Annotated in this window: 7 protein-coding genes; all 7 read left to right on the top strand. The window is 69.4% G+C overall.

Going from position 1 to position 14,254, the window contains the following annotated elements; all coding sequences use genetic code 11:
- The first annotated feature begins 197 nt into the window (after positions 1 to 197).
- Entirely contained in the window at positions 198 to 1,598 is a 1,401-nt protein-coding gene (ahcY, locus tag VGN82_RS01530) for an adenosylhomocysteinase (protein WP_327525217.1), read from the top strand.
- A gap of 399 nt (positions 1,599 to 1,997) precedes the next feature.
- Positions 1,998 to 4,478: a sensor histidine kinase gene (locus VGN82_RS01525; protein WP_327525216.1), complete on the top strand. Its 2,481-nt coding sequence runs from the start codon at positions 1,998 to 2,000 to the stop codon at positions 4,476 to 4,478.
- On the top strand, positions 4,475 to 6,019 hold the full coding sequence (gene tsaE, locus VGN82_RS01520) for a tRNA (adenosine(37)-N6)-threonylcarbamoyltransferase complex ATPase subunit type 1 TsaE (protein ID WP_327525215.1): 1,545 nt from the start codon (positions 4,475 to 4,477) through the stop codon (positions 6,017 to 6,019). Before VGN82_RS01525 ends, tsaE begins: the two co-directional genes overlap by 4 nt.
- Positions 6,020 to 6,197: 178 nt before the next feature.
- On the top strand, positions 6,198 to 6,905 hold the full coding sequence (locus tag VGN82_RS01515) for a nucleotidyltransferase family protein (protein WP_327525301.1): 708 nt from the start codon (positions 6,198 to 6,200) through the stop codon (positions 6,903 to 6,905).
- Positions 6,898 to 10,005, top strand: a complete 3,108-nt coding sequence (addB, locus tag VGN82_RS01510) for a double-strand break repair protein AddB (protein ID WP_327525214.1) — start codon at positions 6,898 to 6,900, stop codon at positions 10,003 to 10,005. Before VGN82_RS01515 ends, addB begins: the two co-directional genes overlap by 8 nt.
- Positions 10,002 to 13,514 carry a double-strand break repair helicase AddA gene (addA, locus tag VGN82_RS01505; RefSeq protein WP_327525213.1) on the top strand — a complete coding sequence of 1,171 codons (3,513 nt, stop codon included), beginning with the start codon at positions 10,002 to 10,004 and terminating at the stop codon, positions 13,512 to 13,514. The genes addB and addA overlap by 4 nt, the downstream gene beginning before the upstream one ends.
- Complete coding sequence (locus VGN82_RS01500; protein ID WP_327525212.1) at positions 13,511 to 14,170, top strand: DUF1345 domain-containing protein; 660 nt, start codon at positions 13,511 to 13,513, stop codon at positions 14,168 to 14,170. Before addA ends, VGN82_RS01500 begins: the two co-directional genes overlap by 4 nt.
- Positions 14,171 to 14,254: the final 84 nt, after the last annotated feature.

Genomic DNA, 14,254 nt, shown 5'->3' with positions numbered 1-14,254 from the left:
AGCGGCGGCTTCCTCCTCTGCCACCGGGCGGGATTGCGGCCAAGCGGCGGCCGGGAGCAAGACGCGCGCCGCAAAGGATATAAAGACATCTTTATATCTTTGATTGCGCTTCGCCGCCGGCGCTGCTAAAGACCCGCCCGTCATTCAAGCACCCTCTGCAAGAGCCCCTTGCAGGAACGAGCAGTGGAGCACGCCCCGTGTCGAAGACCGATTACATCGTCAAGGACATCAGCCTCGCGGATTACGGCCGCAAGGAAATCAACATGGCCCAGGACGAGATGCCGGGCCTGATGGCGATCCGCGCCGAGCATGCGGGCAAGGCCCCGCTCAAGGGCGCGCGCATCGCCGGCTGCCTGCACATGACCATCCAGACCGCCGTGCTGATCGAGACGCTGAAAGAACTCGGCGCCGATGTGCGCTGGTCGTCCTGCAACATCTTCTCGACCCAGGACCACGCTGCCGCCGCGATCGCCGCGACCGGCACCCCGGTCTTCGCGATCAAGGGCGAGACGCTGGAGGAGTACTGGGAGTACGTCCTCAAGACCGCGACCTGGGGCGACGGCGGCACGCCGAACATGATCCTCGACGATGGCGGCGACCTGACCATGCTGATCATCCTCGGCGCCGAGGCCGAGGCCGGCAATGCCGCCTTCCTCGACAAGCCCGGCAATGAGGAAGAGACGATCTTCTTCGCCCTGATCAAGCGCGAGCTCAAGGCCAATCCGGGCTGGTTCACCAAGACCCGCGCCGCGATCAAGGGCGTCTCGGAAGAGACCACGACGGGCGTGCACCGCCTGTACGAGCTGGCCAAGGCCGCCCGCCTGCCCTTCCCGGCGATCAACGTCAACGACTCCGTCACCAAGTCGAAGTTCGACAACCTCTATGGCTGCCGCGAGTCGCTGGTCGACGCCATCCGCCGCGGCACCGACGTCATGATGTCGGGCAAGGTTGCGGTCGTCGCCGGCTACGGCGACGTCGGCAAGGGCTCGGCCGCCTCGCTGCGCCAGGCCGGCTGCCGCGTCCTCGTCACCGAGATCGACCCGATCTGCGCCCTGCAGGCGGCGATGGAAGGCTATGAGGTCGTGACGATGGAAGACGCCGCCCCGCGCGCCGACATCTTCGTGACCGCCACCGGCAATCTCGACGTCATCACCGTCGAGCACATGCGCTCGATGAAGCACCGCGCCATCGTCTGCAACATCGGCCACTTCGACTCGGAGATTCAGGTCGCCGGCCTGAAGAACTTCAAGTGGGACAACGTCAAGCCGCAGGTCGACGAGGTCGAGTTCCCCGATGGCAAGCGCATCATCCTGCTCTCGGAAGGCCGCCTGGTGAACCTCGGCAACGCGACCGGCCACCCGTCCTTCGTGATGTCCTGCTCGTTCTCGAACCAGACGCTGGCCCAGGTCGAGCTCTGGAACCACCACGCCAAGTACGAGAACAAGGTCTATACGCTGCCGAAGCACCTCGACGAGAAGGTCGCGGCGCTCCACCTCGCCAAGGTCGGCGCCAAGCTGACCAAGCTCAACGACGCGCAGGCCAAGTACATCGGCGTGGCGCAGAGCGGCCCCTTCAAGCCCGAGCTCTACCGCTACTGACATCCGGCAACTCCGGATTTCGAAAGGCCCGGCGTTCGCGCCGGGCCTTTTTTCGTGGCGTCGGCGTCACCGATCCAGCCCAAACCACTACTAATAGATCGCCCGGCGGCAACGGCATCTACTTCTTGATTTCTGGCAGCGATCCATAAAATTCGCCCGATTTACGCGCGATTAACCACTTCCTGCCGGAGTCGGCGGGTGAGTAGAGTGGAACTGATTCGGCCCCTCAGCGCCTCTTGCGCGAGCCGGATCGACACGCAGTGATCAGTGTCGTGGCAGGCGTGCGTCGGATGCCCCCGAGGCGGCGTCTCTGGGCGGCGTAGCGCCGTGCGGCCCTGGTTTCGAGTGTACCGGCATACCCGGCGGCCCTGAGCCGCCCTCGAGGAAGACGGACGCGGGATGAGACGGTCGAGCCGACAGGAACGCAGCAGCGGTGGCTGGCGCCGACATGCGCTTCTGCCCGGCCTCGTCGCCAGCCAATCCCCCGGGGTCGCGCTGGCCCAGGGCGAATGGGTCGCACCGCTGCGCGCCGACCTTTTCAGCACCGGCGCCCTGTCCATGATCCTCGCCGGCCTCACCGTCTTCGCCGCGACCACGTCGCTGGTCTACGTCCGCGAGCGGTCGCGCTGGCAGCGCCGTGAGAACGAACTGGCGCGCGAACTCGAAACCGCGCGGGGGCAGCAGGAGCGGCTTTCCGCCCTGCTCGCCGCCGATCCGCAGGTCGTCGTCAGCTGGGACGGACGCAATGCCGAGCCGCTCTTCGAGGGCGACAGCGGCTTTCTCGGCGCTCCCGGTTCGACGCTCGCGCTCGCCTATGGCGCCTGGGCGCCGCCGGCTGACGCCAAGAAGCTCGAACTGGCGACCGATGCGCTGAAGGAACGCGGCACGTCCTTCGGCTTCACGCTACGCAGCAAGAGTGGCCCCTTCATCGATGTCGAGGGGCGGCCTGTCGCCGGCCGTGCCGTCATCCGCTTCCGCGAAGTCACGGGCGAGCGCGCCCAGGTGCTGGCGGTCCGTGCGGAACTGGAGCGCGTCAGCGGCGACCACAAGGCGCTTTCCGGACTGCTCGCCGGCCTGCCCCAGCCTGCCTGGACCCGGACGCAAGAGGGGCACCTGAACTGGTGCAACGCCGCCTATGCGCGCGCCGTCGAGGCCGCGGACGGCGACGAAGCCGTCAAGAACGGTCTTGAACTGCTCGACCGCAGCGAGCGCGAGGGCGCCGCCCGGGCGCGGCGCGAGGGCCGCTCCTTCTCGGTGCGGGCCCCGGCTGTCGTCGCCGGGCAGCGCCGCACGCTCGATATCCTGGAACTGCCGACACAGACGGGCTTCGCCGGTATCGCGACCGACATGAGCGAGCTCGAGGCGGTCCGGGCCGACCTGCAGCGCCAGATGGACGCTCATATCCGCACGCTCGACCGGCTCAAGACGGCGGTCGCCGTGTTCGACGCCTCGCAGCGGCTGGTCTATCGCAATCCCGGCTTCGAGGTCTTGTGGTCGCTCGATGCCGGCTTCCTCGACGGCCAGCCAAGCGACAGCGAGATCCTCGACCGCCTGCGCTCGGAACGACGCCTGCCCGAGCTCGGCGACTACCGCAGCTGGAAGGCCGGCGTCCAGGCCGCCTATACCTCGACGCGCGCCAACGAGGACTGGTGGTACCTGCCCGACGGGCGCACCATCCACGTCGTCGCAAGCCCGAATCCGCAGGGCGGCGTGACCTATCTGCTCGACGACGTGACGGAGCGATTCACGCTGGAATCGCGCTTCAACGCGCTGTCCAGGACGCAGCGCGAGACACTCGACTCGCTGCGCGAGGGTGTGGCCGTGTTCGGCTCGGACGGGCGGCTCAAACTCTCCAACCCCGCCTTCGCGCAGTCCTGGAAGATCCATGCCGACCTCACGAGCGCGGCCCCGCATATCGAAGAGGTGGTCAGGCTCTGCCGGCCGCTCTTCCCGCAGGACGAGATCTGGAGCGAGCTGCACAGCGTCGTGACCGGCGTGCGCGACGCGCGCGAGGACTATGGCTGCCGGATGGAGCGGCGGGACGGCACGGTGCTCGATTGCGCGGCGGCGCCGCTGCCGGACGGCGCGACGCTGATCACCTTCGCCGATGTGACGGCCTCGGTGAATGTCGAGCGCGCCCTGACCGAGAAGAACGAGGCGCTGGAGAAGGTCTCGCGGCTGCGCGAGGACTTCGTCCACCACGTCTCCTACGAGCTGCGCTCGCCGCTGACCAACATCATCGGCTTCGCCCAGCTGCTCGGCACGGAGGCGATCGGCGCACTGAACGAGAAGCAGCGCGACTATACCTCGCATATCGTACGCTCCTCGGGCGCCCTGCTCGCCATCATCAACGACATCCTCGACCTCGCCACGATCGACAACGGCGCGCTGACGCTGGAGCTGGAGGAGGTCGATGTCGCCGAGACCATCGCCCAGGCAACCGCCGGGCTGCATGACCGCCTGACCGACAGCAAGCTCGACCTCAAGGTCGAGATCGCCGCGCAGACCGGCCCCTTGCGCGCCGATGGCAAGCGACTGCGCCAGGTCCTGTTCAATCTGATTTCCAACGCGATCGGCTTCTCCTCGCCGGGCCAGACCATCACGGTCAGCGCGGCGCGCAGCGGCAATGATGTCCGCATCACGGTCGCGGACCAGGGCCGGGGCATCCCGGCCGAGGTCAGGGAGAAGGTGTTCGACCGCTTCGAAAGCCACTCGCTCGGCTCCAGCCATCGCGGCGTCGGCCTTGGCCTCTCGATCGTCCGCTCGATCGTCGAGTTGCATGGCGGCCATGTCGAGCTCGACTCGGCGCCGGGGCGCGGCACCCGCGTGACGGCAGTGTTCCCCTCCGAAGGCGTGCGGATGTCGGACGCGGCGGAATGACCGACGAAGCCCGTAAGTCCGGCAGCCACCGGCTCGTTCTGGCCGACGAGGCGGCCACGCTCAGGCTCGCCGCCGATCTCGCCGCGATCCTCAAGCCCGGCGACATCGTTGCGCTATCCGGCCATCTCGGCGCCGGCAAGTCGCTGCTGGCGCGCGCGATCCTGCGCGAGCTCTCCGACGATCCGGCCCTGGAGGCACCGAGCCCGACCTTCACCCTTGTCCAGAGCTACGAGACGCCGCGCGGCCCCGTCCTGCATGCCGATCTCTACCGCGTCCGCTCCCCCGAGGAGCTCGACGATATCGGCCTGGTCGAGGATCTTGACCGCCTGATCACGCTGGTCGAATGGCCCGACCGGGCCGGGGGACGCCTGCCAGGCGGCCGCAGGCTCGACATCGTGCTCGACGTCGATCCGCACAACCCCGAGACCGGCCGCATTGCCGACCTCTCCGGCGGCGTGCTCTGGCGCCAGCGGCTCGCGATCGCGATCGCGACTCGGCGTCTGATCGACGACGCGGGTTGGGGCGAGGCCCGGCGCGACTACATGCAGGGCGACGCGTCCAGCCGTGCCTATGAGCGCCTGACGCAGGCCGACGGCACGAGCGCCGTGCTGATGATTTCGCCGCCGCGACCGGACGGGCCGGCGATCCGGCTCGGCAAGCCCTACAGTGCCATCGCGCATCTGGCCGAGAACGTCGACGCCTTCGTCGCGATGGATCGCGGTCTGCATTCGCTGGGCTATTCAGCGCCGGAGATCTACGCGCAGGATCTGTCGACCGGGCTCCTGCTGATCGAGGATCTCGGCAGCGAAGGCGTCATCGATGCGGACGGGCCGATCGCGGAGCGCTACGAGGCGGCGGCGCGCCTGCTCGCCGACCTGCACCGCCACACATTGCCGACGATCCTGCCGGTGACGGAAGGCCGCGACCATGTCGTGCCCGAATACGACCGCGGCGCTTTGGCGATCGAGACCGAGCTGATCCTCGAATGGTACGCGCCCCATATCGCGGGCGTGACCCTGCCGGCGGTGACGCAGGCCGAATTCTCGCGGATCTGGAACCGCCTTTTCGACGAGATCCTGGAGACGCCCGGTACCTGGACGCTGCGCGACTTCCACTCGCCCAACCTGATCTGGCTGCCCAAGCGCGACGGCCATGCCAAGCTCGGGCTGATCGACTTCCAGGATGCGGTGATCGGCCACCCGGCCTACGACCTCGCCTCGCTCGGGCAGGATGCGCGCATCGACGTGCCGGCCGCGCTGGAGCTGCGCCTGCTCGCGGCTTACGGCGCCGCGCGGCGCAATGACGATCCAGGCTTCGATCTCGCCGGCTTCGCCCGCGCCTATGCGATCATGGGCACGCAGCGCAACACCAAGATCGCCGGCATTTTCGCGCGGCTCGACAAGCGTGACGGCAAGCCGGCCTATCTCAAGCATCTGCCGCGCATCGAGACCTATCTGCGCCGCAATCTAGAACACCCGGCGCTCGCGGATTTGAAGGGCTGGTATCAGGCGCATCTGCCGAAGCTGTTCGAGGTCGAGTGAGTTCGGCACCCCGTCATGCTCGCTATTGTGGCAAGCGTCCACGCCTTGGACACAGGTCTCGCCGAAGGAAGACGTGGATGGTCGGGACAAGCCCGACCATGACGCGCTATGAAACAGGCTCGCTCGCAGCCGGGAGATTCGCGTGACGCAGGCCAGCTTTCGACCGATCCGCCGTGCCATGGTTCTGGCGGCGGGACTCGGCCAGCGCATGCGCCCGATCACCGACACGCTGCCCAAGCCGCTCGTCGCGATCGGCGGCAAGGCGATGCTCGACCATGCGCTCGACCGGCTCGCCGAAGCCGGGGTCGAGCAGGCAGTCGTCAATGTCCACCACCTCGCCGCGCAGATCGAGAACCACCTCGCGGAGCGGCAATCGCCGCGCGTGACGATCTCCGACGAGCGGGCGCAGCTTCTGGAAACGGGCGGCGGCGTGAAGAAGGCGTTGCCCCTGCTGGGCCAGGAGCCCTTCTTCCACGTCAATTCCGATTCGCTCTGGAGCGAGACCGAACGCTCAAACATGAGTGCAATGGCGCAGGCCTGGGACGCCGGTCGGATGGACATGCTGCTGCTGCTGGCCCGCCGCGAGGACAGCGTCGGCTTCGATGGCCGTGGCGACTTCTTCCGCGACGACGAGGGACTGCTGACGCGCCGTGGCAGCGCCGAAAGCGCACCTTACGTCTATGCCGGCGTTGCCATCATGAAGCCCACGCTGTTTTCCGACACGCCCGAGGGCCCGTTCTCGCTCAATTTGCTGTTCGACCGCGCGATCGCGGCGGACCGGCTGCACGGCCTCGTCCTCGAAGGCCAGTGGCTGCATGTCGGCACGCCCGAGGCGATCGCGCCGGCAGAGGCCGCCTTCGCTGCGGCCAATCGGGTCCATGCCTGAGCTGAACCTCTTCACCATCCCGGCCGGCGCTCCCTTCCTGGACGTCTTGGCGCAGGCGATGCTCGAGGGCCGTTTCGGGCCGGTTCATGATCCCGCCGACCCCGCCGCGATGGCGCGGGCAACGCTCTACCTGCCGACGCGACGGGCGGCCCGCGCCTTCGCCGCCTGCCTCTCGGACAAGCTCGACGGAAAGCCGCTGCTGCTGCCGCGCATCATGCCGCTCGGCGATGTCGACGAGGCCGAGACCGCCCTGATCGGCGCCGGCGCCTGGACGCAGGAGCGACTTGGACCGATCGATCCGCTGGCGCGGCGCATGCTGCTGACCCGGCTCGTCGATGCCTGGGGCCGCAACGCCAATCGCAGCCATCTCAGACTCGATCCGTCGGAGCCGTCGCTGGTGCCGGCGACCTTGGCCGAGGCGTATGGGTTGGCAGGCGACCTCGCCACGCTGCTCGACCAGATGCAGACCGAGGGCGTCGCCATCGAGCGCCTGACGAAGCTGGACGCTGCGCGCTTCGACCGGATCTGGCAGCTCAACGCCAGCTTCCTCGCCATTCTCGGCGAGGCCTGGCCGGAGATCCTCAAAGAACGTGGCGCCTGCGATCCCGCCGATTTCCGCAACCGCATGCTCGCGGCCGAGCGCGAGCGGCTGCTGTCGGGCGCCGTCACGGGGCCGATCATTGCCGCGGGCTCGACCGGCACGGTGCCGGCCACGGCTAGGCTGCTGGCGGCGATCGCACGCCTGCCGAACGGCGCCGTCGTGCTGCCGGGTATCGCTCTCGATTTGCCCGAAGCCCCCTGGAACGCGATCGCCGACGAACCCGCTCCCTCGCATCCGCAGGCGGCGCTGCACCAGCTGCTGGAGACGCTGCAGGCGACGCGCGACGACATTCGCAGCCTGGCGGCCCCCGATGCGGCGCGCACCGCCCGCTCGCGGATCCTGCGCGAAGCCCTGTTGCCAGCCTCCGCTACCCAGAGCTGGGCCGATCTGAGCGAAAGGCTCGCACATGACGAGGCCGCGCAGGCCTTCGCCGATCTGCGGCTGGTGGAAGCCGCCGACGAGCGGCAGGAGGCCCTGGCGGTGGCGATCGCGCTGCGCGAGACGCTGGAGGAACCCGGCCGGCAGGCGGCGCTGATCACGCCGGATCGGGGGCTCGCCGAACGCGTCACCGTCGAGCTCAAGCGCTGGGGCGTCGAGGTCGACGATTCCGCCGGGCTGCCTCTGGCGCGCTGGCCGGCCGGATCGCTGCTGCGGCTCGTCCTCGAGGCTGCCCTGGCGCAAATGACGCCGGCCGCGCTGGTGCCGTTGCTGGCGCATCCACTCTGCCGGCTCGGCCTGGCGCGGCCTCTGGTCGAGCGTGGTGCCTCGGCGCTGGAGATCGGGCTCTGGCGCGGCGTCGCCGTCGGCAAGGGGCTGGCGGGGCTGCATCAAAGCCTCGCTCAATGGAGCGAGCAGCGCGACGCCCGCCATGCCCCGGGCCCGCGTCGACGGCTGAACGAAAGCGACCAGGCGGCTGCGACCGCCGTGCTGGATGGCCTCGCTGGCGCGCTGTCGCCGTTGCTGGAGGCACTCTTCCTGCAGGAGCCCTCGCTGGCGGGGGTGACGCGTGCGGCCAGGGCGGCCCTGGACGCCGTCAGCCGCGACGAGGATGGCCATGCCCGTGCCTTCACCGGGCCTGACGGCGAGGCGCTGGCGGGCTTGTTCGACGATCTCGGCGCGGCGCAGGTGGACATGCCGCCGGGCGGCCGGCCGGCCGACTTCATCGCCATCCTCGACGGGCTGCTCGCCGAACGCGTGGTGCAGCGAGCCGGCGGCGGCCATCCCCGCGTCAAGATCTGGGGCCTGCTCGAAGCACGCCTGCTCGAAGCCGACCATGTCGTGCTCGGCGGGCTCAACGAGACCGTCTGGCCACCCGAGACGAAGACCGACTCCTTCCTGAACCGGCCGATGCGGGCCGAGCTCGGCCTGTCGCCGCCGGAACGGCGCATCGGCCAGACGGCGCATGACTTCGTGCAGGCGCTCGGCGCGCAGCGCGTGACACTGACCCGCGCCCGCAAGGCCGGCGAGGCCGAGACCATCGCCTCACGCTTCTGGCAGAGGCTGAAGGCGGTGACGCCCGATGCGGTGTGGGCGCAGGCGATCGCACGTGGCGAGCGGCTGACGCAGTTCGCCGCAGCGCTCTCCGCCCCTGCATCGGTCCGCCCCGTGGCGCGGCCGGCACCCAAGCCGCCGCGCGCGCTGCAGCCGCTCTCGCTCAGCGTCACCGATGTCGAGACGCTCTATCGCGACCCCTACCAGATCCACGCCCGCAAGATCCTGAAGCTCGATGCGCTCGACGCGCTGATCGAGGATCCGAGCGCGCAGGATCGCGGCAACCTGCTGCACGACATCGTCGCGGATTTCGCCCTGACCTATCCCGAGCAATTGCCGGCCGATGCGCTAGCGCGCCTGATCGAGATCGCCGCGGCGAAGTTCCGCCAGTTCGACGACGCGCCGGAGGTCCGCGCCTTCTGGTGGCCGCGCTTCCTGATCACGGCTGGGCATTTCATCGGCTGGGAGGAGCGGCGGCGGGACGAGTTGGCACGGATCGGCGTCGAGCTCGGTACGGGGACTGATTTCGCTCTCGGCGACGGAGCCCGCTTCCGGCTCAGCGGCCGGGCCGACAGGATCGAGCTGACGCGCGAACCGCGCTTGCGCATCATCGACTTCAAGACCGGCGCGCCGCCGAGCAAGGCGCAGGTCGAGAAGGGCTTTGCGCCGCAATTGACGCTGGAGGCGGAACTCGCGGCACGGGCGGGCTTCCCGCCCCTGGCGGGCCCGACCCCGGTCGGGGCACTGCTCTATCTCAAGCTGCATCATGATCCGAAGGGCTGGGCCAAGGACAAGCCGCTCGATTTCGACGGCGAGCCGCTGGCCGATGTCGCCGCGCGGCATCTCGACCGCCTGCTCGCGCATCTCGATGCGCTGCGCAGCGGCCGGGAAGCCTTCGTCTCGCGGCGGGCGCCGGACTACATCCGCTACGCCAGCCCTTACGACCATCTCGCACGGGTCAAGGAATGGGCCGCCGCCTCCGAGAGCGACGAGGGAGGCGAGGCGTGAAGGCAGGCTGGATCGTCCCGCCATTGACGAACCAGCGCCAGGCGCTGGCGGCCCATCCGCGCCTCAGCGCCTGGGTCTCGGCCAATGCCGGCTCGGGCAAGACGCATGTGCTGGTCAACCGCGTGCTGCGGCTGCTGCTCGACGGCGTCGCGCCGAGCCGGCTGCTCTGCATCACCTACACCAAGGCCGCCGCCGCCAACATGGCGAACCGCGTCTTCGCGGCGCTGAGCGCCTGGGCGACATTGCCCGAACCGGCGCTGATCGAGGCGCTGGCGAAACTGACCGGCGAGGCGCCATCGGCCGATCAGCGAGCTGCCGCACGGCGGCTGTTCGCGCAGGCACTAGAGACGCCGGGCGGGCTCAAGATCGAGACGATCCACGCCTTCTGCACGCGCGTGCTGCAATCGGCCCCCTTCGAGGCAAATGTGCCGCCGCGCTTCGAGGTCGCCGACGACCTTGCCCAGGCGGAGATGCTGCGCGAGGCGCGGCGCGAACTGCTGATGGCGGTCGCCGCCGATCCGCATGGGGCTGAAGCCACGGCGCTCGACCTGCTTGCCCGCCAGGCCGCGCAGGACACCTTCGATGCGATGATGCAGGAGGCGCTGCGCCAGCGCGCCCTGTTCAATGACGGCGACGGGCGCGCCCGCGACGCGAGCGAGATGCGCGACGGCATCGCGGCAGTGCTGGGGATTGCGCCCGACCTGACCGCGGCTGCGGTCGAGGCCGGCTTCCGGCGCGACCTGATGGATCTGGCCGGGCTCGGCGCGCTGATCGAGGCGCTCCAGGGCGGCAGCCAGACCCGGCAGAACTTCGCCGCAACGCTACGCACCCTGCTGGCCGGACAGGACGACGGCGCGCCGGTCGCCTTCTGCCGGCGCGGCTTCATCACCGATGCCGGGACGATCAACGTCAACATCCGGGGCAAGGGCAAGTCGGAGTTCGAAGCGGGCCTGCTGGCGGTGCTCGACGACCTCGCGGACCTCCTGCTCGCGGCGGCCGACCAGCTCAATGCCATCGCGATCCGCGACCGCAGCCACGCGCTGGCGCTGCTGGTGACGCGGATGCTCGCCTCCTATCAGCGCCAGAAGAGCGAGCGCTCGCTGCTCGACTATGACGACCTGATCGCGAAGACGCGCTCGCTGCTGACGCGGGTCGAGTCCGCCTGGGTGCTCTACAAGCTCGATGCCGGGATCGACCACATCCTGCTCGACGAGGCGCAGGATACCAGCGAGGCGCAATGGGCTATCCTGCGCAAGCTGGCCGAGGAATTCAGCGCGGGCGAAAGCGGGCGCAAGGACAGCCCGAAGCCCCGAACCGTCTTCGTCGTCGGAGACGAAAAGCAGTCGATCTACGGCTTCCAAGGGGCAGCACCCGCGGCCTTCAACGAGCAGAAGCGGCAGCTCGGACAGCGCATCACGGAGGCAGACCAACGCTTCGAGCCGATCAGCCTCAACACCTCCTTCCGCTCGGCGCCCGACATCATGCAGGCGGTGGATGCGGTCTTCGCCCTGCCGGAGCATGCGCGCGGGCTGGTCTTCGACGGTTCGGACAGGCCGGAGACGCACGACACGGTACGTCGCGGCGCTGCGGGCAGCGTCGATCTCTGGCCGCTCTGCGCCAATGATACCGGCGAGCCGCCCGATGCCTGGACGACGCCGGTCGATGCACCGGGACGGCGCAGCGGCACCGCCAAGCTCGCCCAACGCATCGCGACGACACTAAGCGAGTGGAAGCGCGGGGGATTGGACGACCTCGGCAACCCCTTCTCACCCGGCGATGTCATGATCCTTCTGCGTCAGCGCGGCGCGCTGTTCGAGAACATCGTCAAGGCGCTGAAGGATGCGGACGTTCCGGTAACGGGCCGGGATCGGCTGACACTCGCGGAGCATCCCGCGGTTGAAGACCTCGTCGTGCTCGGCCGGGCCCTGCTGCTGCCCGAGGACGACCTGACGCTGGCGACCGCGCTGAAGACGCCGCTGATCGGGCTCGACGACGACGACCTGCTGCGGCTGGCGCCGGGGCGGCCGGGATCATTGCGTGCAGCGCTTCGGGACGCTGCGGCGTCGGTGCCGCGCTATGCGGCCGTCGAAAGGCAACTCACGGAACTCGCGGCGGAGGCCGGCCGCAGCGGGCCATTCCGCTTCTTCGCCGGGCTGCTCGGGCCGGGTGGCGGGCGCAACCTCGCCTTGGCCCGTCTCGGCGCCGAGGCCGGAGACGCGCTCGACGCCTTCCTCTCCGCCGCGCTCGATCATGAACGCCGCTACGGCCCCTCGCTCGCCGGTTTCCTGCAGCATATCGGCGACAGTGCCACCGATGTGAAACGCGACCTGTCGTCGAGTGCCGGCGAGGTCCGCGTCATGACGGTGCATGGCTCGAAGGGGCTGGAGGCGAAGGTCGTCATCCTCGCCGACCTCGCGCCGGCGCCGGGCGCCAAGCGCCTGCCCAAGATCATGGCGATCGAGCCGCCACGCCGCCAGGCGGTGCCGATCTGGCCGCCGGCGAGTGCGGAGGATGCCAATGCGACCGCAGCCGCGAAGGCGCGGATCGTCGCCCAGATGGTCGAGGAGCATCACCGGCTGCTGTATGTGGCAATGACGCGGGCCGAGGACCGGCTGATCGTCTGCGGCACGCAGGCCAAGGGCGAGGCGCCCGCGGGAAGCTGGTACGCGATGGTCGAGGCCGGGCTTGCCGCCTCAGCGACCGGCCTTGCGGAGCTCGGTGAGGGCGAGAGTGCGACCCGGCGCTTCATGGTGTCGCCGCCGCAGCCCCAGGCGGTCGAGGCGCGGACTGCGGCAGCAGCTGCCTCACCGATCCCCGGTTGGTTGCGGACACCGCCGCCGCGCGAGGCCGAGCCGGCCCCGCCGCTGAAGCCGTCCAGCGCTCTCTCCGCGGCTGATGCGCCGGACCGGCCGGTCGATGGCCCGTTCCTCGCGGAGGCCGCCGCCGCAGGTCGCTTCGCCCATCTGCTCCTGCAGATGCTGCCGGTCATCGCGGCCGCCCAGCGCCTGCCCGTGGCGCAGGCACTGGGTCAGGCGCGCGCCGGCGCGGTCGCGGCGGCGAAGCGCGAAGCGATCATCGCCGATGCCCTGGCTCTGCTCGCCGACCCCGCCCTTGCCGGGCTGTTCGGACGGGGCTCGCTCGCGGAAGTGCCGATCGCCGGGACGGTCGAGCTGGGCGACGGCGAAAGGCGCCCCGTCTCCGGCCAGATCGACCGGCTGGCAGTCACGGCGGACGAGGTCGTGATCGCCGATTTCAAGACGACGGCGCGTCCGCCGCGCGACGTCGAGGCGATCCCGGACACCACGCTGGCGCAGCTTGCGGTCTACCGTGCGCTGATCGCGCGGATCTATCCCGGCCGGTCCGTGCGTGCGCTCCTGGTCTATACGGCGACGCTGACCCGGCTGGAGCCGGCTCCCGACCGACTTGACGCCGTCATGGCCCGGCTCGGCGCGGCCGGTACGCCGCCCCCCGAAACAGGGAGGAGCGCGATGCTCAGCGACGCGCCATGAGACTGCTGCCGCGCTCGCTACTGCTGCGGCCGCGCCTGATGTGGACCCTCGTCGCCGCCACCGTGCTTGTGCTGGCGCTGCCGGGGGACTGGCGCTGGACGACACGGCTGATGATCGCCTGGGATGCCGGGGCGGTGCTGTATCTCGCCATGCTGTCGACGACGATGCTGCAGGAATCCGTCGCGCAGATCAGGGCTCGCGCCGAGCGCCAGGACGAGGGCGCCGCCGCGATCCTGGTGATCGCCTGCCTCGCGGCCATGGCCAGCATCGCGGCGATCGGCCTCCAGCTCGCAGACATCGGAAATGTGCCGGCAGACCAGCGAGGCCTGCACCTGGCGCTTGGCGGCTTGACGATCCTGTGCTCATGGACGCTGTTGCACGCCTTCTTCACGCTGCATTACGCCGGGGTGTATTACGCCCGGACGGCGAAGGAGCCCTGCCTGGACTTTCCCGGCCAGCACGACCCGGACTATGTCGATTTCCTCTATTTCGCCTACACGATCGGCTGCACTTCGCAGACCTCGGATGTGGGAGTCACCACCCGGCAGGCCCGCAGACTCGTGCTGATCCACTCGATCCTTGCCTTCATCTTCAACACCAGCATCCTCGCGCTGGCGATCAATGTCGGTGCGAGCCTGGTCTCCGGCGGCCCGTGACGCCCTCCCACGCATGTGATGGGGACAGAGCCGCCCCCACATCGGACGCGCCTTGACCCGGACCCGACGCATTCATAGCTTTCC

The sequence above is a fragment of the Allobosea sp. genome (assembly GCF_035999205.1).
Taxonomy (GTDB): Bacteria; Pseudomonadota; Alphaproteobacteria; order Rhizobiales; family Beijerinckiaceae; genus Allobosea.
The sequence above is the reverse complement of the archived record's forward strand: the minus strand, read 5'-3'. Positions and strand labels throughout refer to the sequence as shown.

Coding starts and splice junctions, on each gene's coding strand:
- VGN82_RS01525 (WP_327525216.1), top strand. CDS start 1,998: ATGAGACGGTCGAGCCGACAGGAACGCAGCAGCGGTGGCTGGCGCCGA.
- tsaE (WP_327525215.1), top strand. CDS start 4,475: ATGACCGACGAAGCCCGTAAGTCCGGCAGCCACCGGCTCGTTCTGGCC.
- VGN82_RS01515 (WP_327525301.1), top strand. CDS start 6,198: ATGGTTCTGGCGGCGGGACTCGGCCAGCGCATGCGCCCGATCACCGAC.
- addB (WP_327525214.1), top strand. CDS start 6,898: ATGCCTGAGCTGAACCTCTTCACCATCCCGGCCGGCGCTCCCTTCCTG.
- VGN82_RS01500 (WP_327525212.1), top strand. CDS start 13,511: ATGAGACTGCTGCCGCGCTCGCTACTGCTGCGGCCGCGCCTGATGTGG.